This is a genomic window from Leuconostoc sp. S50, from assembly GCF_016624925.1.
Taxonomy (GTDB): domain Bacteria; phylum Bacillota; class Bacilli; order Lactobacillales; family Lactobacillaceae; genus Leuconostoc; species Leuconostoc pseudomesenteroides.
Genome location: NZ_JACVUE010000001.1, coordinates 390,954 through 411,348, shown reverse-complemented (window position 1 = coordinate 411,348; position 20,395 = coordinate 390,954). Strand labels below are relative to the sequence as shown.

General features: G+C 39.3%; 22 protein-coding genes and 1 riboswitch. Of the genes, 1 reads left to right on the top strand and 21 read right to left on the bottom strand.

The annotated features are described in order from the left end of the window. Window position 1: 1 nt before the first annotated feature. From purQ to ytpR, 13 genes are all read right to left on the bottom strand, one after another. Window positions 2-667 (bottom strand): phosphoribosylformylglycinamidine synthase subunit PurQ, encoded by a 666-nt coding sequence (gene purQ, locus IAE53_RS01925; RefSeq protein ID WP_200135862.1) that lies wholly within the window; start codon window positions 665-667, stop codon window positions 2-4. Then, window positions 664-933 carry a phosphoribosylformylglycinamidine synthase subunit PurS gene (purS, locus tag IAE53_RS01920; protein WP_010277607.1) on the bottom strand — a complete coding sequence of 90 codons (270 nt, stop codon included), beginning with the start codon at window positions 931-933 and terminating at the stop codon, window positions 664-666. Before purS ends, purQ begins: the two co-directional genes overlap by 4 nt. Window positions 934-935: 2 nt before the next feature. Next, window positions 936-1,685, bottom strand: a complete 750-nt coding sequence (locus IAE53_RS01915) for a phosphoribosylaminoimidazolesuccinocarboxamide synthase (RefSeq protein ID WP_148422979.1) — start codon at window positions 1,683-1,685, stop codon at window positions 936-938. Next, window positions 1,663-2,778 carry a 5-(carboxyamino)imidazole ribonucleotide synthase gene (gene purK, locus IAE53_RS01910; RefSeq protein ID WP_200135861.1) on the bottom strand — a complete coding sequence of 372 codons (1,116 nt, stop codon included), beginning with the start codon at window positions 2,776-2,778 and terminating at the stop codon, window positions 1,663-1,665. The genes IAE53_RS01915 and purK overlap by 23 nt, the downstream gene beginning before the upstream one ends. Then, window positions 2,775-3,260 carry a 5-(carboxyamino)imidazole ribonucleotide mutase gene (gene purE, locus IAE53_RS01905; RefSeq protein WP_148422981.1) on the bottom strand — a complete coding sequence of 162 codons (486 nt, stop codon included), beginning with the start codon at window positions 3,258-3,260 and terminating at the stop codon, window positions 2,775-2,777. Before purE ends, purK begins: the two co-directional genes overlap by 4 nt. Before the next feature lie 244 nt (window positions 3,261-3,504). Further along, complete coding sequence (gene glnA, locus IAE53_RS01900) at window positions 3,505-4,851, bottom strand: type I glutamate--ammonia ligase (protein WP_148422982.1); 1,347 nt, start codon at window positions 4,849-4,851, stop codon at window positions 3,505-3,507. A 12-nt stretch (window positions 4,852-4,863) separates the two neighbouring features. Beyond that, entirely contained in the window at window positions 4,864-5,202 is a 339-nt protein-coding gene (locus tag IAE53_RS01895; protein ID WP_004915986.1) for a MerR family transcriptional regulator, read from the bottom strand. A gap of 154 nt (window positions 5,203-5,356) precedes the next feature. Beyond that, on the bottom strand, window positions 5,357-6,349 hold the full coding sequence (locus tag IAE53_RS01890) for a class A sortase (RefSeq protein WP_200135860.1): 993 nt from the start codon (window positions 6,347-6,349) through the stop codon (window positions 5,357-5,359). Between the two features lie 20 nt (window positions 6,350-6,369). Beyond that, entirely contained in the window at window positions 6,370-9,054 is a 2,685-nt protein-coding gene (gene polA, locus IAE53_RS01885) for a DNA polymerase I (protein ID WP_200135859.1), read from the bottom strand. A 138-nt stretch (window positions 9,055-9,192) separates the two neighbouring features. Continuing rightward, entirely contained in the window at window positions 9,193-9,915 is a 723-nt protein-coding gene (locus IAE53_RS01880; protein ID WP_200135858.1) for a Bax inhibitor-1/YccA family protein, read from the bottom strand. 85 nt (window positions 9,916-10,000) lie between these two features. Then, window positions 10,001-11,335, bottom strand: coding sequence for a UDP-N-acetylmuramate--L-alanine ligase (murC, locus tag IAE53_RS01875; protein ID WP_200135857.1), 1,335 nt, complete (start codon window positions 11,333-11,335; stop codon window positions 10,001-10,003). Beyond that, on the bottom strand, window positions 11,328-11,471 hold the full coding sequence (locus IAE53_RS01870; protein ID WP_004915993.1) for a hypothetical protein: 144 nt from the start codon (window positions 11,469-11,471) through the stop codon (window positions 11,328-11,330). The genes murC and IAE53_RS01870 overlap by 8 nt, the downstream gene beginning before the upstream one ends. Further along, window positions 11,471-12,127 (bottom strand): YtpR family tRNA-binding protein, encoded by a 657-nt coding sequence (gene ytpR / locus IAE53_RS01865; RefSeq protein ID WP_188352698.1) that lies wholly within the window; start codon window positions 12,125-12,127, stop codon window positions 11,471-11,473. Before ytpR ends, IAE53_RS01870 begins: the two co-directional genes overlap by 1 nt. Before the next feature lie 136 nt (window positions 12,128-12,263). Here ytpR and IAE53_RS11595 point away from each other — a divergent pair, with 136 nt between their 5' ends. Further along, complete coding sequence (locus IAE53_RS11595) at window positions 12,264-13,247, top strand: DMT family transporter (protein WP_010277649.1); 984 nt, start codon at window positions 12,264-12,266, stop codon at window positions 13,245-13,247. Window positions 13,248-13,251: 4 nt separating this feature from the next. On the opposite strand, the gene IAE53_RS01855 is transcribed toward IAE53_RS11595, so the two are convergent. From IAE53_RS01855 to IAE53_RS01820, 8 genes are all read right to left on the bottom strand, one after another. Further along, window positions 13,252-13,926: a 5'-methylthioadenosine/adenosylhomocysteine nucleosidase gene (locus IAE53_RS01855; protein ID WP_200135856.1), complete on the bottom strand. Its 675-nt coding sequence runs from the start codon at window positions 13,924-13,926 to the stop codon at window positions 13,252-13,254. A gap of 19 nt (window positions 13,927-13,945) precedes the next feature. After that, on the bottom strand, window positions 13,946-14,239 hold the full coding sequence (locus tag IAE53_RS01850; protein ID WP_010277655.1) for a membrane protein: 294 nt from the start codon (window positions 14,237-14,239) through the stop codon (window positions 13,946-13,948). 3 nt (window positions 14,240-14,242) lie between these two features. Beyond that, window positions 14,243-14,794: an NUDIX hydrolase gene (locus tag IAE53_RS01845; protein WP_200135855.1), complete on the bottom strand. Its 552-nt coding sequence runs from the start codon at window positions 14,792-14,794 to the stop codon at window positions 14,243-14,245. After that, the gene (locus IAE53_RS01840) at window positions 14,794-15,018 is read right to left on the bottom strand and encodes a cold-shock protein (RefSeq protein WP_148422990.1); all 225 of its coding nucleotides are present in this window, start codon (window positions 15,016-15,018) and stop codon (window positions 14,794-14,796) included. The genes IAE53_RS01845 and IAE53_RS01840 overlap by 1 nt, the downstream gene beginning before the upstream one ends. 60 nt (window positions 15,019-15,078) lie before the next feature. Further along, window positions 15,079-16,527 (bottom strand): NCS2 family permease, encoded by a 1,449-nt coding sequence (locus IAE53_RS01835; RefSeq protein WP_010277666.1) that lies wholly within the window; start codon window positions 16,525-16,527, stop codon window positions 15,079-15,081. Between the two features lie 57 nt (window positions 16,528-16,584). Further along, a riboswitch (purine riboswitch) is annotated at window positions 16,585-16,681 on the bottom strand. A gap of 36 nt (window positions 16,682-16,717) precedes the next feature. Continuing rightward, window positions 16,718-18,082, bottom strand: coding sequence for an ATP-binding cassette domain-containing protein (locus IAE53_RS01830; RefSeq protein WP_200135854.1), 1,365 nt, complete (start codon window positions 18,080-18,082; stop codon window positions 16,718-16,720). A 189-nt stretch (window positions 18,083-18,271) separates the two neighbouring features. Next, on the bottom strand, window positions 18,272-19,936 hold the full coding sequence (locus tag IAE53_RS01825) for a formate--tetrahydrofolate ligase (protein ID WP_200135853.1): 1,665 nt from the start codon (window positions 19,934-19,936) through the stop codon (window positions 18,272-18,274). Between the two features lie 231 nt (window positions 19,937-20,167). Then, window positions 20,168-20,308, bottom strand: coding sequence for a hypothetical protein (locus tag IAE53_RS01820; RefSeq protein ID WP_010277676.1), 141 nt, complete (start codon window positions 20,306-20,308; stop codon window positions 20,168-20,170). Window positions 20,309-20,395: the final 87 nt, after the last annotated feature.

The following is a 20,395-nucleotide window of genomic DNA, read 5'->3' as shown; positions in this document are numbered from 1 at the left end:
CCTAATCTCCCGCTATTATCTCTGACAAAATGCTTTTGAAAAATGGTTGTCCATCAACATTGCCTGTTACTGGGTCTACTGCGCGTTCTGGATGTGGCATCATGCCAAAGACATTGCCCCGTTCATTCATAATGCCAGCGATGTCATGTGCCGAACCATTAGGATTTTGAGCATAACGGAAAACAATTTGATGATTATCTTCCAGTTGTGCTAATGTTGCGTCATCAGCATAATAATTACCTTCACCGTGAGCAATTGGAATCATAATTGATTCTGTTTCATAGGCATTTGTGAACGCTGTATTTGGATTTTCAATCAACAGCTCAACATCTTCACAGATAAAACCTGGTACCTTGTTGACTTGGAGTTGACCAGGTAACAAACCAGCTTCCGTCAAAATTTGGAATCCGTTGCAGACACCCACCACTAATTTACCATCGTTAGCTGCCTGAATAACGGCCGCCATGATTGGCGAAAACTTTGCAATGGCGCCAGTTCTCAAATAGTCACCATAGGCAAATCCACCTGGTAAAAAGACGGCATCAAAGCCATTAAGGTCGTTATTGTCAGCTGAGATAATTTCGGCATCAATACCAAAATCTTGCAAAGCATAGAACATATCAAAATCACAATTTGATCCTGGAAATCTAATCACTGCTGCTTTCATAGGATTGCCTCATCTTCATTGACGATAGATAAATCAAACCGGTAAGTCTCTGTATTTTGATTAATCAAAAGTGAATCGGTAAAACTTTTCACTTCAGCATTGGCTGCTTCAACATCACGTGCATCTAATTTCACTTCGAAGTACTTACCTTGTGATACTTGTGAAATACCAGTGTAATCCAGTCTAGTCAGAGCTGATTTGATAACTTCCCCTTGTGGATCAAGAATCGATGGCTTATAGGTAACATAAATTTTGGCTAAGTACATATTTATTTCTCCAATTTTTCTAAACGCTTCAACACTTCGCGATAACCAACAGTCAAATCACCTTTGTTTTGTCGGAATATATCTTTATCAAGCGATTGACCACTGGTTTTGTCAACCAATCGCATATTATCTGGTGACAGTTCATCGGCGAGAATCATATCGCCGTCAGTTCGTCGACCAAATTCAAGTTTGAAATCAATTAACTCAATGTTAATTTCCGCAAATCGACGTCTCAATATGTCGTTGATTTTAGCGCTCTTCAAGCGAAGCGACTTAATTTCTTCCGCCGTTGCGTAGTGCAAAGCAATGAGTTGTGAATCATTGATAAATGGATCATCCAAAGCATCTGATTTAAAGTAAAATTCTTGGACAATTGGTGTCAACGCAGTCATACTCGCGACACCGAATCGACTGACGAAATGACCTGAAGCAAAATTTCGCACCACGACTTCAACGGGAATGATATCTAATTTTTCAACCAACTCATCCGTTTCTGAGATGTGTTTTAAATAATGTGTTATAACGCCATGTTGTTGAAGGTGCTTGAATAAGAGATAGGAAATTGCACTATTAAGGCGGCCTTTATCAGAAATATTTTCATGTACTTTACCATTTAAAGCAGTTGCTTGATTTGTATCATGTAGCCACAAAATGTCTGCTTGATTTGTCCAATAAACAGATTTAGCTTTTCCTTGATACTTCAAATCACCACGTGTTATCGTTTGATTGTTATAGTCTGTTTCGTTGTTCATGTTGTTTACCCCATGCGATTAAAGCTTGCCCGTTTTTATCACCTAGCACCGTAATGTGCCCCATTTTACGATCCGATTTGATTGTTGCCTTACCGTAATCATGAAAATGCCATTCTGGATGATTTTTAAAATCGGCTTTTGCCTGCGTCAATTCATCACCTAATAAATTCAACATTGTTGCTGTCTGCGTTAACGTAATCTCTGGCAGTGGCAATCCTACGACGCTTCGAATATGACCTTCGAATTGCGAAACATTAGCTGCTTCAATGGTAAAATGTCCTGAATTATGAGGACGCGGGGCCAACTCATTTACCCAAACTTCCTCATCGTTGACAAATAATTCAATACCCAAAATACCTCGCAAATTAATTTTTTCAGCAATTTTATGGGCAATTTCAATAATTTTTTTGCTGAGTGTACTAGAAATTTTAGCAGGAACAGTTGTGTACTTCAGAATATGATTGTGATGGACATTTTCAGCGATTGGCCATGTCGTAATTTGCCCATCATTGGAACGGGCAACCATGATACTGACTTCTTGTTTAAAATTGACAAGTGTTTCTAAGATTAGTCGACCACCAGGAAAATTATCAGCTAATTGTGATGCTTCAAATGGTGTATCAAGTTGCCATTGACCATGCCCATCATAACCACCACTCACCGTTTTTAAAATTGAAGGCGTTGTTCCCGTTTTCAACTGTTCAGCCGAATCAATTATTTGAAATGGGGCGACTGGTACACCTGCTTCATCTCGAATAAACGTTTTTTCTGCTATACGGTCACTGGTAATTCCTAACAAATCTACCCCTTGAGGCAAAATTTTTGAGGCATACTTTTTCAAAACATCGCGATCAACGTTTTCAAATTCATAAGTTAGCACGTCGCTAAGATTAGCTATTTTTTTTAGGGCATCAACATCATCATAATTTGCGATAATTTGATCATCTGCTACCTGCCCTGCTGGAGAAAGTGGTGTTGGATCAAGCACAATGACAGTGTAACCCATTGGTTTTGCTGCCAATGCCATCATACGCCCAAGTTGCCCACCACCAATGATACCAATGGTTGCTGGCGGTAAAATAATGTGCGTCATCTTAGCTCCTTTTCGCTATCAATCGATTGTTGCGTTTGTGCTTGCCTAAAGTTAACCAAATTGGTCAATACTTCATTATCTGATAATGCGATTATTTGAGCAGCCAAAATCGCGGCATTTTTCGCGCCAGCATTGCCAATTGCCACTGTTGCCACGGGAACACCTGCCGGCATTTGAACAATTGACAACAATGAATCAAGACCGTTCAAAGCGTGTGATTTCATAGGAACACCAATAACAGGTAAGGTCGTGTTGGCAGCTAGCATCCCTGGTAAATGTGCAGCCCCGCCCGCACCAGCTATAATAACTTGAAAGTGGTTATTGCGCGCTTCCTCAGCAAAATTTTGTAGATGTACGGGCATACGGTGGGCCGAAATCACGTGTTTTTCGTAACTAACACCCAACTCTTTTAAAAGCATGACTGTTTGCTTCATGCTTTCCCAATCACTGGTTGACCCCATCACCACAGCTACTTGTGTCATTTTTTCTCCATTTCTTTTAGTTCCGCATCACTAATTATTCGTTTATGATACTAATTTAACAAATATTTTAGCAGTTGTGTTCGTTTTAAAATAAGAATTTTCACACTTTATAGTTTATAGTTCGCTTTTAAGTGGATTTTTGCGGATTTTAATTTAAATAACCGAATGTTAGGTTTATGAGCGCTTTCAAAACAAGAATTTTGACCACAAAAAAAAAGCGACGGGCGCTTTTTTAATGTAACTATTAGTAATTTTCAAGATAAGAATCTGTTTCCCATTCAGAAACAAACTGACGATATGATGTGTATTCAATCTTCTTTGCTTCAATAAACTTATCAGCAATATGTTCTCCAATGGCTGCACGAACAACATCATCAGCCGCCAACTCACGAACTGCAGCCAACAGAGTATCTGGTAAGTCTGTAATGCCTGCCTTTTCCCGTTCGACCTCATCCATCAAATAAATATTTTTATCAACTGAGGCCAAAGGCTCTAATTCACGCTTGATTCCATCCAGTCCTGAAGCCAAAATGGCTGCCAATGCAGTATAAGGATTAGCTGTTGGGTCAACTGAACGTAGTTCCAAACGTGTTGAATTACCACGTGAGGCCGGAACTCGAACCATTGGTGAACGATTTGATGCTGACCATGCAACATACACAGGTGCTTCGAATCCAGGTGTTAAGCGCTTGTATGAGTTAACTGTCGGGTTTGCAAGCGCTGTGAACGCAGTCGCATGTTCCAAAATACCACCCAAGAAGTTATATGCTGTTTTTGACAAGCCCATTTCATCCGATGTATCAACAAATGCGTTCCCATCTTTTGTAAATAATGACATGTTTGTGTGCATACCCGATCCGTTAATACCTGCAACAGGCTTTGGCATAAAGGTAGCATAGTAACCATTCTTGCGTGCGATGGTTTTAACAACCAACTTAAACGTCTGAATGTTGTCAGCGGCTTCAAGAGCTGAAGCGTATTTAAAGTCTACTTCATGCTGTCCTTCAGCAACTTCGTGGTGAGCAGCTTCAATTTCAAAGCCCATTTTTTCCAAAGTCAAAACAATTTCACGACGAACATTTTCACCCATATCCAATGGTGCTAAGTCAAAATAACCACCTTTGTCGTTTAACTCTGTGGTTGGGTTGCCTTTTTCGTCAAGTTTAAACAAGAAAAATTCAGGTTCTGTCCCAACATTAAACGCCGTAAATCCAGCTTCACGCGCATCAGCGAGTACCGAACGTAACGCATGACGGGGGTCTCCAGCAAATGGTTCACGATCAGCAGTATAAATGTCGGCAATCAAGCGAGCCACTTTACCACCATGACCATCCGTTGCCCATGGGAAAATCATAAATGTTGATAAATCGGGGTAAAGATACATATCTGATTCATTGATACGAACAAATCCCTCGATTGATGAACCGTCAAACATTAAATTGTTGTCAAGCACCTTATCTAATTGAGAAGTTGGTACTTCAACGTTTTTAATCGCACCTAAGACATCAGTGAATGTTACACGAATGAATTCTACATTTTCATCAACAACAATTTGTTTAATTTCTTCTTTGGTAAATGTTTTACGAGCCATGATTTTCCTTCCTTAACGAGCCCCAAATCGCCCGATTTGGGCGAATTCTTTTTGTAATGAACGACGTAATGCTGATTCTGAATCTTGTTTTTCTTGTGCTTTGCGGTGTTGTTTGGCGAATATTTCTTGAATATCTTTGATTGAATCGCCCGAATCCAAAAAATCACGAATGGCTAATAATCGATCAACATCATTTAATGAAAATCGACGCTGACCACCTTTGCCACGTCCTGGTGTGATTAAGTTTTGCTGCTCGTAATACCGTATCTGACGGTCAGTCAGTAACGTCAATTCACGAACTGTACCAATTGTTAAAATTGATAAATTGCGTCTTAACTCACGTTCGCTCATCACAATACCCCTTCGCTTAAGATACTTTTATTTTATACGAAATTTTCATCGTTTGCAAATATGTGTCAGGAAACCTAACATGATATTTTGCGTTATACCAATTTATTCACATTATGAAAAAAAGATAAGGCTGAATACAGCCTTACCTTAAAAATTATTTTGTACCACCCTGATCACCATTAGCACCCTCTTCAACACCTGGGTTCCACCAACTGACACGAGCATTAGTATTATAAACTTGTAAGTTGAATCTTGAAACTACACTTTGTGGCGCATTTTCCCAAGTATAAGTGTGCTTCAAATCCGCGTGAGTAATAATACGATACTGAGTCGACGGGAACAGGCAGCTAATGATTGTTAATTGCGCATTTTTTGTTGGATCCAACACTGAGACATCTGTGTTCTTAACAGTATCTTGTCCAGTAATCTCATATTGGTACAGACCTTTATTATTTGCTAATAGAACTGATGTGCCATTCAACCATGATGATCCCTTTAATTGACCATTACTGATATATGGCGCGTTTTGATTAATCACTTGCTGTAACCCACTAAATCCAGTTACACCATCGTTAAAATTATGCGCTGCCAACCCATAATTTCCCTGCCCCATCACTGGTATTTTAGTGCCATCTGGATTTTGACTAGAGCGGTTGGCGTAATCAGCCCCCAAATTCAATCCAGCATTACTATAAGCATCATTATAAATTGGCAACAAAATATTACGACTTGGAATTGACACAAAGCCTTGCTTTTCAAATCCCTTAGCCGCATTTCGCATCACCATTTTTCTAATTGTGGCGCGAGAAATAGTAGACGACGATGCTTTTTTAGCAGCCACCTGTCTTTCATGTTGCTGAACAGGCTTCAATATAGCTGTTTTAACTCCTAGCATATTTTGTTGATAAACATAAGAGCCACCGAGGTATGCCAGTAAAATAATGCAGGCGCCTATTAAACCATCATAGATAAGTTGACGTGGTTTGAACTTATGATGTCGCAAACGTGTTATCAGTAAGCGACAAATAGCAACCAGCAAGAAAGCAACCACAAAAACAGCAACATAAGTCGCAATTTGATGTGCTAACTGATGAGGCACTTGACTGTCATTTAGCGTAGCTGCTATATTATTTGGTAATATTATCATGATAATCCTATACTTTTCTGTTACTTAGCATCATACCATGTGGCGCCAGAATGACTTTCCACTTTTAAAGGCACATCTAACGACACAGCTGAGTCCATCACGCTTGTAATAATTTCTGATAATTCATCAATTTCACTAGATGGGGCTTCAAAAATTAATTCATCGTGTACCTGTAATAGCATGCGTGCTTGGAAGTGATTCGCTTTTAACGCATCATTAACTTTAATCATAGCAATTTTGATGATATCAGCAGCTGATCCTTGAATTGGTGAATTCATGGCAGTCCGTTCAGCAAAAGAACGCAAATTAAAGTTCTTCGCATTGATATCTGGTAAGTAACGTCGACGATGAGCAATTGTTTCGACATAGCCATGATCGTGCGCAAATTGTTTGATTTGATTCATCCAATCATGGATTTGAGGAAATTCTTGAAAATAAGTATCAATAAATCGCTTGGCTTCAGCTCGAGAAATGCCCAAATTATTAGCCAGACCGAAGTCAGATATACCATAAACGATTCCAAAATTAACTGCTTTGGCAGTTCGTCTCATAAGTGGATCAACAATGGCATCATTTGGCAAACCAAATACAGCTCGTGCGGTTTCTGCGTGAATATCTTCGCCATTCAAAAATGCTTTTTGCATATTGGCATCCCCTGTCACATGTGCCAACACACGAAGCTCAATTTGAGAATAGTCGGCACCAAAAATTTGCCAATTTGGTTCACTTGGAATAAACGCCGTGCGAATTAAGCGCCCTTCTTCTGAGCGCATTGGAATATTTTGAAGATTGGGGTCCACAGACGATAATCTTCCTGTTTGAGTGAGTGTTTGCAAGAATCGGGTGTGGATTTTACTATCTTCTGGATAAATGACTGACAACAAACCATCAATATAAGTAGATTTAAGTTTAGCCAACTGGCGGTACTGCAATATGTGATCCACAATTGGTGCTTGTGGTGCCAACTTTTCAAGAACATCAATGGCCGTAGAATAACCTGTTTTCGTTTTTTTGATAACTGGCAATCCCATTTTTTCAAATAATAGCACACCGAGCTGTTTAGGTGAGTTTAAATTGATTTTTTCTCCTGCTTCAATGTAGATAGCGGACTGAATATCTTCAATACGTTGCGCTAAATAACGTCCTCTTTCTTGTAAATATTCTGGGTTAACTTTAATTCCTTGAAACTCCATATTAGCTAATACATGTGCCAATGGTAACTCAATGTCCGTATATAAGTGAGTCTGCTGATGTTCATTTAATGCTGAAAAAGTTGGCTCTTCTAATGCCATCAAGGCATTTGCTTTGTTAGCAATATGCATCAAAACACGACCACTATCTGAAGGTATCTGAAATTTAGCGCCCTTGCCATAGACTTCTTCATCAGGAGTGAGATAAATGTCAAATCGTTGCGCTAATGTCGCAAACACATTGTCATTATCAACAGTGTCCAGTAAATATGCCGCGAGCAAAAAGTCAAAATTAACACCAGTTAATTTCAAGCCTAAACGCTTAAACAAGACTAATTGCGCCTTGACATTGAAAACATTTTTTTGAATTTTATCGTTTTCAATCAACGCTTTAAGTTCAGGCTGCTGTAATAATGATACATCTCGACTACCATAATACCCGACAGCAGCATTTCCAATCACAAAGCCAATCATCTCGCCAGCATGGTAATCTTCGCCAACATATTCAATATGGAGCGCAAATTTGTCCCCTAACATACTTAAAGCGCGTAAATTACTGTCTTTTAATTCAACAACTTGTACACTCTTCTCATCAACCGTATCGTCTCCAGCAATTTGGCCTGAGCGCTTCAGCGCCTTAATCTTAGCTAGCTGTTGCTTAAAATCTAATTTTTCATAAAAAGGAATGAGGGCATCATAATCAACACCGCGATATTCAATCTCTTCCAGTGGTAATTCGAGATCAGCCGCCGTTAAAATAGTGGCTAATTGACGTGCTCGGAACGCTTGATCACGGTCATTCATCAAATTTTCTTTCATCTTCGATGGTTTCATGCCGTCAATATTGTTGTATAAATTATCCAAATCATGATACTCTGCCAAGAGCTTGAGTGCCGTTTTTTCACCCACCTTAGTTACACCAGGATAATTATCAGACGTATCGCCAGTCAAGGCCTTTTTTTCAATAATCTGAGCAGGCGTCAAGTTGAACTTTTTCAAAATGTAATCCGGTGTATAACGTTCAATTTCAGTGACCCCTTTTTTCGTCACATTTACAGTAACATTATCGGTAGCCAGTTGTATTAAATCCTGATCTCCCGTCACAATTGTAACTGAATATCCAGCTGCTTCACCCAAACGTGAATATGTCCCGATAATATCATCTGCTTCGAGTCCATCTTGTTGATAATTGCGCAGTCCGTGGAGCGCGACCATTTCACGTAGATAAGGAAACTGTTCTAAAAATTCAGATGGTGTTTTCGAACGCCCATCTTTATAACTTGTTAATAGTTCACCACGAAACGTCGTTTTACCAGAACCAGCATCCCAAGCCACCACTGCCAAATCAGGTTGCATGGGGTCAACTATTTGGTCCAAGAAATTATTAAACGCAACTAATGCATTAGTATGTAGGCCTTCATGTGAAATCATGCGGTCTAGTTGATTATACATCGCATAAAAAGCTCGAAAAGCCAGTGAATTACCATCAATTAATAAGAGTTTTTTATTGGTCATTTGCTATCCATTCTGTTTTTCATTGTAATGATATCTTCAAAAACAATGTAGTGAGATAATACCTATCTCAATTATTATACCATGTAATAATTTTCCAAATAAAAAAGCCCTAGCGGGCTGAATTTTATTCTAAATAAATTAGTCGCGAGATCCACCGGCTGCAACACCAAAGATCCGCAATAAGGAAAAGAACAAGTTCACAAAGTCTAAGTAGAGACGTAGCGCGCCGTTAACTGCCAAGCCCGTTGTATCAGCTTGTCCAGCATATTGAGCGTACATCACCTTAAGATTTTGATTATCATAGGCTGTGTACAAAGAAAAGACAAATACACTGACCCACGAAATTAACAACGACACCATACCGCTGTAAAAGAACATGTTAACAACGGAAGCAATGACCAAGCCAATCAACAAACCAAACAAAATTGATCCTAAGCCAGTCAAATCACGCTTTGTCACCATACCATATACAGCCATACCGCCAAAAACACCAGCAGCTGAAACGAATGCCATTAAGACTGATGCGCCAGTGTAAACTGCTAACAACAATCCGAGCGTTAAGCCTTCAATCACGGCAAACGCCATCAGCAATCCAAAAGCTTTAGCTGGATTTTTGAACGTTGCTCGTCCAATCATCGTCATGATTAAAATTTGTACCCCAAACAGTGCAAATGTACCAATGATGTTACCAGCAATAAGACTATAAACTTGAGTTAAGAAAAAATTCTGAACAATAAACCCTGTAATCGCAGTCACAATGATAGCAATACCCATGAAACTATATGTTTGTCTAAAAAATGCTCTTAGCCCATCATCGACACCCGTCACATCGCGACGTGCATTCATATTAAAATTATCCATTAATGCTTACCTCCTCCAATTAGCAAATACAACACCGTTGTATTTCAGTTATATCCATTATATCAGAAAGGTCATTAAATAGACATTAAGTCAAATCAGTATGAAGTTGCCCAAGTAGTTTTTCGTAAGCAAATTCATATTTTTCGATGTCACCAGCCCCCATAAACACCATGACTGCATTATCATACGGCATCAGCAAACGCATATTATCTTCCTGAACGATGCCACCAAACTTGGAAATTTCTGCACCTAAGTCCTCTGAAGAAATCGTACCTGATTGTTCTCGCGCTGAGCCAAAAATATTGGCCAAATAAACTTTATCAGCTGCTTCTAGGCTTTCCGCAAATTCGTCCTTATAAGCAATGACACGAGAAAATGTGTGTGGCTGAAAAATAGCAATAATTGGCTTATTAGGGTATTTTTGTCGAGCAGCATCTAAAGTCGCGGTAATTTCTGTTGGATGATGTGCATAATCATCAATCACCGTAATATCACCGATTTGTTTTTCACTGAAGCGTCGTTTAACACCTTGATATGTGAGTAAATACTGACGTATCAAATCGAGATCAACTTGTTCCATGTAACTCACTCCAATGACAGCCAAAGCATTTAAAATGCCATGTTGCCCGAACAAGGGAACGGCAAAATCACCAAGACTTTTACCACGAAATACCACTTCAAAATGAGAGCCTAAAGTTGATTTACGAATATTAGTAGCAACGAAGTCATCTTTATCAGGGTTAACGCCATAGTAATAAACATCGGCATTCGGTTCCAATGACCGTAGATGTGCATCATCACCCCACGCAAAAATGCCTTTTTTGACATTGTTGGCAAAGTCGGCAAATGCACTGGTGACATCCTCAATCCCTGTGTAATAATCGGGGTGATCAAAATCAATATTAGTCAAGATCGCGTAATCTGGACGGTAATCCTTAAAATGGCGACGATATTCATCTGCTTCCACAACAAAGAATTGCGAGTTTGGTACCCCACGTCCGGTGCCATCCCCAATCAAATAGGAGGTTGGCGCAATGTTTTTGAGCACATGGGCTAGTAATCCAGTCGTTGATGTTTTACCGTGCGCACCAGCGACAGCAATTGAGGTCGTTTGAGCAATTTGCTCTTGAACTGCTTCAGGATACGAAATCAGCTTAACACCTAGTTCAAGTGCGCGTGCTACCTCGACATGCGTATCTTCAAAAGCATTTCCCCGAACAAAAACAGCTGACTGGTATTCGTCAACATTTTTAGCTTCAAAGGGCAAAATTTTGATACCCGCTGCTTCTAAAGGTGCTTGTGTATACGTATAAGTATCAATATCAGATCCCAAAACTTCATTGCCTTGATCATGCAAAATTTGCGCTAAGGGTCCCATTCCTGTGCCTTTAATACCAATAAAATAATATTGTTTACTCATTATTTTCACCTTCTGTTACAAATGTAAAATATTGTAACTCACCTTTTCGCAGTTCAAAAATTAAGCGACGATACTGTGCCGTTTCATCATTTAACGTGCGATATACTCGTGGTGCATTCTTCAAATTATCGCTCATTAGTAGTTTAGGTCCACGAGATTATCACGATACAAATTAACAGCCTTTTCAAAATTAAAGCTGTCACCAACTTCACCAAAATCGTCTGGTAAAATCAGTGCACCTGGCTTATCAGGAGCGCCTGGCAAATGCAATTCTCTGCCAGACACAATCATTCCAGCCGAAGGTACACCGCGTAATTCGCCATCCCAAATCAAAGCGCCACTTGGCATCATTGTGCCTGGTTGCGCAACTGCCACTTTGATATTTTCTTTAATATTGGGCGATCCCGAAACAATTTGTAAGGTTTTATCATTAGCCACGCGCGTTTTGGTGACATGTAAGTGATCAGAGTCTGGATGTGTGGCAACCGTTTCGACGTAGCCAATGACTAATTTCGTTGGTTCAACCGTCAATTCATCAGAAAATCCGGCTTGCTTTAATTCTTGATTAATGACATCAATTTGTTCTTGTGTCAATGTTAGCTGACCAGATTTGTGCTTAATCTGTATTTTTTCGCCAATGCCAAAGATGTTATAGCCTGTTGTTTTATCCGAAGATAAATCACTCACTCGGGTAACATTTTTATTGGTAGTCACAACTTGTTGGTTAGCATTTGGTGCCAAAATAATCATTAGAACATCTCCGAGATGTTCTGGGTTATATGTTGTTATCATGGTTAAATTCCTTTATTTTATCAGTACGTTATCTATTTTACATTACTTTTTAATACCAATAAAGTCAATATTTGACGAACGCTAGTGAAAAGAGTAAAACAGAGTAGTACACTGAAAAAACAATGGAGTAATCATCGTGAAAAAAGCTTATATCTATGTTCTCATTTCAACATTTCTCTTCAGTTCGATGGAAATTTCATTAAAGTTAGCCGGCAGTCAATTCAACGGCGTCCAATTAAATTTTCTACGTTTTTTAATTGGTGGTTTAGCTCTAGTGCCACTCGCTGTCCATAACATGAAGCAGCGTCACGTCACCTTTCAAAAGCAAGACATCGGTACTTTTCTCTTAACTGGATTTGTGGGTGTTGTTGTCAGTATGACATTCTTCCAAATTGCAGTTGAAGTCGATGCTGCCTCTACGGTAGCGGTCCTGTTTAGCTCAAACCCAATATTTGCCCTCATTTTTGGCTATATCATTCTTCATGAAACGCTAACACGTTCTAACTTGATTGCTGTTGTTGTATCAGTTATTGGACTACTCGTTATTGTCAATCCAGCTCACTTAACGAATCCACTTGGCATTTCACTTGCACTGATCGCGGCACTAACTTTTGGCTTATTCGCAATTATGCAACGTCAAGTAGGTATGAAGCGTGGCTATGATGGTTTAACAATGAACACATTTTCGTTTATTGCTGGGGCCTTGGAGCTGATGGTGATTATGATTTTATCTCATATTCAAGGTGTAGCTAATTTGTTTATAAAAAATCCTGTCATGCATGATTTTTCAAACATTCCTTTCTTTCAAGGCATTACTATCCACAATATCATTTTGTTGGCATACATATTCTTGGGTGTCACAGCAGCCGGTTATGTACTTTATTCACTAGCAATGGAGGCTTCAGATGTCTCAACTGCCTCGCTTGTCTTTTTTATTAAACCAGCCCTCGCACCAATCTTGGCACTGATTATTCTCCATGAAAGCATCAAACTTAATACAATAATCGGCGTTGTCATTATCGTGATAGGTTCAACCATCATGTTTATCGGCAATCGTTATAGTAGTAAAGCTGACACCGTGCCCTATCAACAAGAAACCGAAACACAAAAAAAAGCCTAACGGCTTATTTTTTTTGATCCAAATATCGTAACAATAGCTTAGCTGAAGCTTTTCCAGCTTCAACCACATAGTCATCAAACACAACGCCTGAATCACCATTGGCTAAATCGGAAACACCACGTAATACAATAAACGGCGTCCCAAATTGGGTGGCAACTTGCGCTACCGCTGCGGCCTCCATCTCAGCAACCAAAGCGTCTGGAAAATGAGCTAAAATACGTTTTTTGGCATCATCTTGTACAAATTGATCGCCGGAAACAATAAGACCTTCTTTAACGGCTGCCAATTTTTCAAAATCAGCGACAACTTCAGGATCGGCCAAATAATACAGAGGTTTGTTAGGTACCTGCCCAAATGCATAGCCAAATACAGTCACGTCAACGTCAGAATGGGCAACTCGAATACCGACAACCTCATCACCAATTTTCAAGTCAGGGTCAAGGGCGCCAGCCGAACCAGTATTTACAATTAAATCTGGTTCAAAATTGTCAATCATTACTGTCGCCGCTGATGCTGCTGCAACTTTCCCAATACCAGATTCTGTTAAAATCACTTCATGACCCTTATAAGTGCCTGTGGTAATTGAAGTACCACCATGCTCCTTTGTCTTTGTATTATCTAGTGCAGCAATCAATGACAACTTTTCTTCCGCCATTGGTGTAATAATACCGATTTTCATAATAATTTACGCTCCAAGTCTAATTTACTAAAAAGAAATACGCATAGGTCGCAATAATTAATAAAGCCAAAAAGATAATGGCTAAATTATAACGATGCGTTAATCGCTTAGATTTGCCGATTGGTGTCAGTTTCCCGTCTGATCCCAATTCATAGCGACCTTTGCGAGTTAATCGCATCTCTTGACGTGTTTCTGGTGTGACAACTTCTATCTTTATGGGGTGTGCTTTAGCATATTCTTTTTCTGCTTTCACCCGTTGTTTATCACGTTGCTTTTGGGCTTTTTTCGCAGCTTTTCTTGTTTCGTTATCCATTCATTAACCTCTAAGATAGGCCCAATACAAAAACGCCGTTACTGTTTTTTGATCGTTTAATTTTCCAGCTTCAAACATCTCTTTTAAGTCATCAAACGAAATTGTTTTCAGATCCATTGTCTCCCCTAAATCACGAGGTAATTGCTCTGATTTTGCTATTGGCTGTAGGTTTTTTGCAACATAAAGATGCATATAGGCATCAGAAAAACCGACTGTTTCCACAAACCCGATTGCCCTTTCAATCGTTCCAGCGGTCATTCGTAATTCTTCGTTTAATTCGCGAACGACCGCATGATGTGGGGCATCGAAATCTCTTTCATCTAACTTGCCCGCCGGAATTTCAAGAATAAAATCACCAATTGTGGCACGCCATTGCTTTTCCAAAATAATGTGGTCATCATCGACCATTGCTAAGACTGAAATAGCTGGCACGTGTCTCACAATATCACGCTGTGATGTTTGATTATTGTAGAGTTGTACACTTTGTTTTTCAACACTAAAAATGGGTCCTTCGTAGACAATTTTAGTGTCTGTCACAATTTCTTTTTCAGCCATTAAATTTCTCCAGCTTTTGCCCTAATGGGTTGCACGCGGGCAGCTTGATATTTTTGGTGACCTTGTACCAAAACATACTTAACCTTTTCGCCTTGAATTAACGACTTAAAGCCGTCCATTTCAATGCCATTAAAATGGACGAAAATATCATCACCACCATCATCAGGTGTGATATAGCCATAGCCACGTTCTTTTTGCCAAATTTTTACTGTTCCTGTTTTCATATCTTTATTGTATCAAAAAAGTTGCCTACATGGACAACTTTCATGGTTTTCAATTAATTTTTAAATAAATGCTAGAACAACAAAATTTATCAAGAAAAAGAGCGATACGATGATTAATACTGGGGAAATTTCTTTGAATTTACCTAATGTTAGTTTCACTATAATGAAAAATAAGAAACCAGCGGCAATACCGTACGAAATGGAATAAGAAAATGCCATAAACACTGACGTGAAGAAAGCTGGTAATGCTACTTCTAGGTTTTCCCAAGAGATTTTAGTAAATTCTCCCATCATCATGATACCTACCAGAATCAATAATGGTGATGTTGCCGCAGTTGGTATAACACCAACAAACGGTGCAAAAATAATCATCAAAGCAAATCCAACTGCCGTAACAATATTTGCCAAACCAGTACGGGCACCAGCAGCAACACCAGCCGCTGATTCAATAAACGTTGTCGTGTTACTAGTACCTGCGATACCAGCAAAGGCTGTTGTAAATGTGTCGACAACCAACGCGCGATCCATTTTAGAATTAAACCCTTTATCTTCTTCAAACGCTTTCGTATCTGCTTTTGAGAAAATACCAGTTTGATCACCAATACCAATCAAAGTGCCAATCGCATCAAACAGACCGGTAAGTCCCATTGCAAAAATGGTAATAATTGCCAATGAGGCATGATGCCAATCAGTGAACAATGATCCCAAACCATTCGCGCCTAATGCTTGTCCAAAAACATGTCCCAAAGATCCAAAGGCTGATCCAATCGAAGTCCCAGCTGAAATGTGCGTATTGGTAACACCCATTGGAATACCAATGACTGTTGTCGCAATTAACGTTATCAAAAACGCACCAGGTACTTTACGCATTACCAATATTACTAATAGAATAAAACCAATTAGTGCCAATAGCACAGATGCAGAATTAAATTTTGACAGTTCAGGTGTCACGCCACCACTCGCTAAAATAGAATTAATCGTACCTGTGGCCTTGCCAGTAAATGGTTTGTCATTTAGCGTCAAAATATTGCCTGGATCAACGATAAAGTTGATAAAACCAGCGTTTTTTAATCCAATATAAGTGACAAACATACCAATACCACCGCCTATGGCAGCCTTCAATTCACTAGGAATGCCTTTCACAATAGCGCGTCGACCATGTGTTAAAGTAATGATGATATCAACCACACCGACCAAGAACACGATTGCTAAGGCTTGCTGCCAATTGAATCCAAATCCAAATACAATCGTATAGGTAAAGTACGCTTGCATGCCAATTCCTGGCGCTAATGCAAATGGAACGTTAGCAAACAAGCCCATAAAGAGGGTGCCAAATACGGCCACTAAAATCGCAGCCAAAAAAACAGCTTGCTGTGGGATACCTGCTTGACCAAGAATCTGTGGATTCAAGAAAAAGATGTAAGCCATGGAAACAAAGGTCGTGATACCTGCGACAATCTCCCGTCGTACACTGGTACCATTTTCCTTAAGATGAAAAAACTTTTGCATGTGTGTTTATCTCCCTTTGACATAGAAAAATCCACCCATCACAAACGATGAATGGATCAACACCACGCAATTTATGATAGTCCAACATGTTGGTGTTGGGTAGAAACTGTCGGCCAATATCCGACACTATATCAACAATTTATTTTAATATATTCTAGTTTAGCACCGTCACGACGCAGTTGCAAGAATTTCAAATAGTCATTAAATGTTGTGATTGAATCCTCATTTTTTTCGTAGCGACCGCGTCAATAAAGTCCTTATAATGAGATACAATCAAAACAGCGCCAGCATAATGCGTTAAAAAATTTGTCAGCGCATCTAAGGCGAGTAAATCTAAATAATTAGTGGGTTCATCTAAAATAAGTAACTGCGTATCGGTAAATAAAACTTGTAGCAGTAACACTTTTACTTTTTCACCGCCACTTAGTGAACTAACTTTTTGAAAAGCCATATCTCTTTTAATGCCAAACGCACCAAGAAAATCTCTGGCTAATTGTGGCAGTTGAGAAGATTTCAATAATACGTTTTCTAGGACTGTCTTTTCTTCGTCCAAACCAGACAAATTTTGTGAAAAATAGCCAACCGGCTTATCATAATTTTTGATGATTTGCTTAATCAGGGTGGTTTTACCACTGCCATTATCACCTAAAACAGCCAGTCGCTCCCCTGTTTCCAGATTAAAATTCACGTCTTGTAACAGTAAATGATTGCCGGCTTTAACTGTTTCCCCTGTTATTTTTAAAATAGTCCGTGTTTTATAGTTTTGACCTGCAACCGTTTGAAGTTTTAAAGGCTTTGTGACAAGCGGTTTATCAACTTTTTCTAGTTCTGAAAAGCGGCGCGCCATCGTTTTGGCATTTTGACCTAACTTTTTCTGTGTTTTTAATGCGTTACCTTTTCCACTGATCAAACGTGCATCAGATGGACTAATATTCTTTGGTCGTTTTGTCACTTGCTTTTCCCGTGTTCGGACCTTATCCATTGCCCGTTGCAGTTGCTTTTTCTTATTGACCGCATCATGATACAGATGATTCTGAGTTTCGTTGACAAGATTACGTTGGGCTAGATAGTCGTGATAATTGCCATTATAAGCAGTAACTTGTTGTTCATGCAGCGCCCATATTTTTTGGATGATATGATTAAGAAAATAACTGTCGTGGGAAATCACAATCAATGTACCATAAAAATGTGACAGCCGTTTGATTAACCAATTTTGATGTGTCATATCTAAATTAGCAGTTGGTTCATCTAACACCAAAATATCAGGTTGATTGTTTAGTGACTCATTGATACATTGCATCATTTTTTCACCACCACTACGATCACTATCGTCGACGACCAATTGTGGCACATAAATAACACGGCCATTTATAGAAATCTCACCACTGTCAGGTGATAAATCACCAATCATTAAGTGCGCCAATGTCGTTTTGCCAACACCGTTAGCGCCAATAATGCCAATACGCTCACCAATTTTTATTTGCTGAGTAACTTGTGTTAAAATGTCACGTCCGTCAATACTGTAATTGACTTTATTTAATGTGAATGCATGCATAAAAAAACCTCCTCTGATTTTTCACAGAATTGGTTTCGTAAACATCGCAAAAATAACGACTTATTGTCGATTTTGGCGCACTTATCCTACTCTTTCCAATTCCGTTTGTGAAATTTGAATGAATAGTTTAGTTACGCACTGGATCGACCTCTTCTCAATATTTAAAATGATTATATCATGCTCTACAAGTTAGAACAAGCCAGTAATTCGACCTTTTTCATCAATATCAATGTCTAATGCTGCCGGATGTTTTGGCAAACCAGGCATTGTCATAATATTACCTGTCAGTGCAACCAAGAAACCAGCGCCTAACTTAGGGACAAATTCACGAATATGAATAGCAAAGTCTTTTGGTGCTCCTAACTTTTTAGCATCATCAGAAAGAGAATATTGCGTTTTAGCCATAATAATTGGTAGTTTATCCCAGCCACGAGCTTCAAATTCTTTTAGTTGCTTTTGAGCTTTGTCAGATAACACAACAGTTTCGCCACCATAAATCGTTTGGACAATAGCATTAAGTTTATCGGTTGCAGAATCATTAGGTTGATAAAGTGGTGTAAAATCAGATTCCTGTGCTGCTTTTTCAATGACCGCTTGTGCTAAGTCTTTTGCCCCTTCGCCACCCTTGGCCCAAACCTCTGTCGTATAGGCGGTTGCGCCAAATTGTGCAACATAATCTTTAATGACTGCCAGTTCTTGTGGTGTGTCGGCAGTGAAACGGTTAATTGCCACAACAACCGGTACACCATAACGATTCATCGCCGTTAAATGCTGCCCTAAGTTTTCTAATCCAGCGGACAAAGCTTCAATATTTTCATCGTTTAAGGCGCCCAGTGCCACACCACCATGATGCTTCAGTGCGCGAATGGTCGCTACTATAACAATTGCGTCCGGTGTTTTTCCTAATAATGGGACTTTAACATCAAGGAATTTTTCGCCACCTAAGTCAGCTCCAAATCCAGCCTCAGTAACCACGTAATCAGCCAATTGTAGCGCTGTTTTTGTTGCCAAAATCGAGTTCGTTCCTTGCGCAATGTTTGCAAATGGGCCACCATGAATGATTGCCGGTGTATGTGCCAGTGTCTGTACCAAATTAGGTTTAATTGCATCTTTTAGCAATACTGTTAATGCACCTGCTACACCCAAATCAGCAACAGTAACTGGTTCTTTGTCGTAAGTATAGCCAACGACAATACGATTAATACGCGCCTTCAGATCCATTAGATCAGTTGATAGCGTCAAAATAGCCATTAATTCAGATGCAACAGTAATATCAAATCCATCTTCACGAGGCACACCAGAAGTCGGTCCCCCTAGACCAACAGTCACATGTCGTAAAGCGCGATCATTAATATCCACTACACGCTTCCACAAGATGCGACGTGGATCAAGGTTGAGAGGATTTCCCTGATGTAAACTGTTGTCAAGCACTGCCGACAAAGTATCATGTGCCGAAGTAAGCGCATGAAAATCACCAGTAAAATGCAAATTAATATCTGCCATTGGCACAACCTGCGCATAACCACCACCCGTTGCACCACCTTTCAGCCCCATAACTGGTCCTAATGATGGTTCACGAAGCGCAATCATCGTATTTTTACCAGATAATTTAAGCGCATCAGCTAAACCAACTGTCACGGTTGATTTACCTTCTCCAGCAGGTGTTGGATTAATTGAAGTAACCAAAATGAGTTTACCCAAATCAGTTGATCGATTAACTTCAGGATCCAACTTGATTTTCGCTTTATCATAACCGTAGGGTTCAATTTCTTGAGGCTGTAATCCCGCGCTGGCAGCAATTTCAGAGATAGGTGTAATTTTAGCAGCTTGTGCAATTTCAATATCTGTTGGCATGAATTTATCCTCTTTGATCATAGTACACATTTCAAAAATCAATGTGATAGTTGGTTAATATTTACGTTAAATTCATTATAACTAAAGTTCATCTCTACGACAATTCTTATGGCCAATCAATCAGTTGAAACGCTGAAATCAACTTTAAAGCGAAATTCTAAAGAAAAAAACTGAAAAATCAGCCTGCAAACATTTGTCATCAAACTTATTTTTCAGTTACATTTATTCATACTATTTGTCAATTTCTTTTTTACTGTCTTTTCGGAAGTCTTTAGCAGCTTCTTGCACAGCATCCTCTACACTACCTACTGCCTTTTTAACAACATTAGCAGATGACTTACCTGCATTGCTCATCAACTTATTTTTTGTCACCGTAATTCGCCTCCTTGCATTTTAACGATAACACTAATTTCTGTTTTGATAACCTCAGTGTATACCATCAAATATTTGAAAGCAACT

Coding starts and splice junctions, on each gene's coding strand:
- purQ (WP_200135862.1), bottom strand. CDS start 667: ATGAAAGCAGCAGTGATTAGATTTCCAGGATCAAATTGTGATTTTGAT.
- purS (WP_010277607.1), bottom strand. CDS start 933: ATGTACTTAGCCAAAATTTATGTTACCTATAAGCCATCGATTCTTGAT.
- IAE53_RS01915 (WP_148422979.1), bottom strand. CDS start 1,685: ATGAACAACGAAACAGACTATAACAATCAAACGATAACACGTGGTGAT.
- purK (WP_200135861.1), bottom strand. CDS start 2,778: ATGACGCACATTATTTTACCGCCAGCAACCATTGGTATCATTGGTGGT.
- purE (WP_148422981.1), bottom strand. CDS start 3,260: ATGACACAAGTAGCTGTGGTGATGGGGTCAACCAGTGATTGGGAAAGC.
- glnA (WP_148422982.1), bottom strand. CDS start 4,851: ATGGCTCGTAAAACATTTACCAAAGAAGAAATTAAACAAATTGTTGTT.
- IAE53_RS01895 (WP_004915986.1), bottom strand. CDS start 5,202: ATGAGCGAACGTGAGTTAAGACGCAATTTATCAATTTTAACAATTGGT.
- IAE53_RS01890 (WP_200135860.1), bottom strand. CDS start 6,349: ATGATAATATTACCAAATAATATAGCAGCTACGCTAAATGACAGTCAA.
- polA (WP_200135859.1), bottom strand. CDS start 9,054: ATGACCAATAAAAAACTCTTATTAATTGATGGTAATTCACTGGCTTTT.
- IAE53_RS01880 (WP_200135858.1), bottom strand. CDS start 9,915: ATGGATAATTTTAATATGAATGCACGTCGCGATGTGACGGGTGTCGAT.
- murC (WP_200135857.1), bottom strand. CDS start 11,335: ATGAGTAAACAATATTATTTTATTGGTATTAAAGGCACAGGAATGGGA.
- IAE53_RS01870 (WP_004915993.1), bottom strand. CDS start 11,471: ATGAGCGATAATTTGAAGAATGCACCACGAGTATATCGCACGTTAAAT.
- ytpR (WP_188352698.1), bottom strand. CDS start 12,127: ATGATAACAACATATAACCCAGAACATCTCGGAGATGTTCTAATGATT.
- IAE53_RS01855 (WP_200135856.1), bottom strand. CDS start 13,926: ATGAAAATCGGTATTATTACACCAATGGCGGAAGAAAAGTTGTCATTG.
- IAE53_RS01850 (WP_010277655.1), bottom strand. CDS start 14,239: ATGGATAACGAAACAAGAAAAGCTGCGAAAAAAGCCCAAAAGCAACGT.
- IAE53_RS01845 (WP_200135855.1), bottom strand. CDS start 14,794: ATGGCTGAAAAAGAAATTGTGACAGACACTAAAATTGTCTACGAAGGA.
- IAE53_RS01840 (WP_148422990.1), bottom strand. CDS start 15,018: ATGAAAACAGGAACAGTAAAAATTTGGCAAAAAGAACGTGGCTATGGC.
- IAE53_RS01835 (WP_010277666.1), bottom strand. CDS start 16,527: ATGCAAAAGTTTTTTCATCTTAAGGAAAATGGTACCAGTGTACGACGG.
- IAE53_RS01830 (WP_200135854.1), bottom strand. CDS start 18,082: ATGCATGCATTCACATTAAATAAAGTCAATTACAGTATTGACGGACGT.
- IAE53_RS01825 (WP_200135853.1), bottom strand. CDS start 19,936: ATGCCAACAGATATTGAAATTGCACAAGCTGCTAAAATTACACCTATC.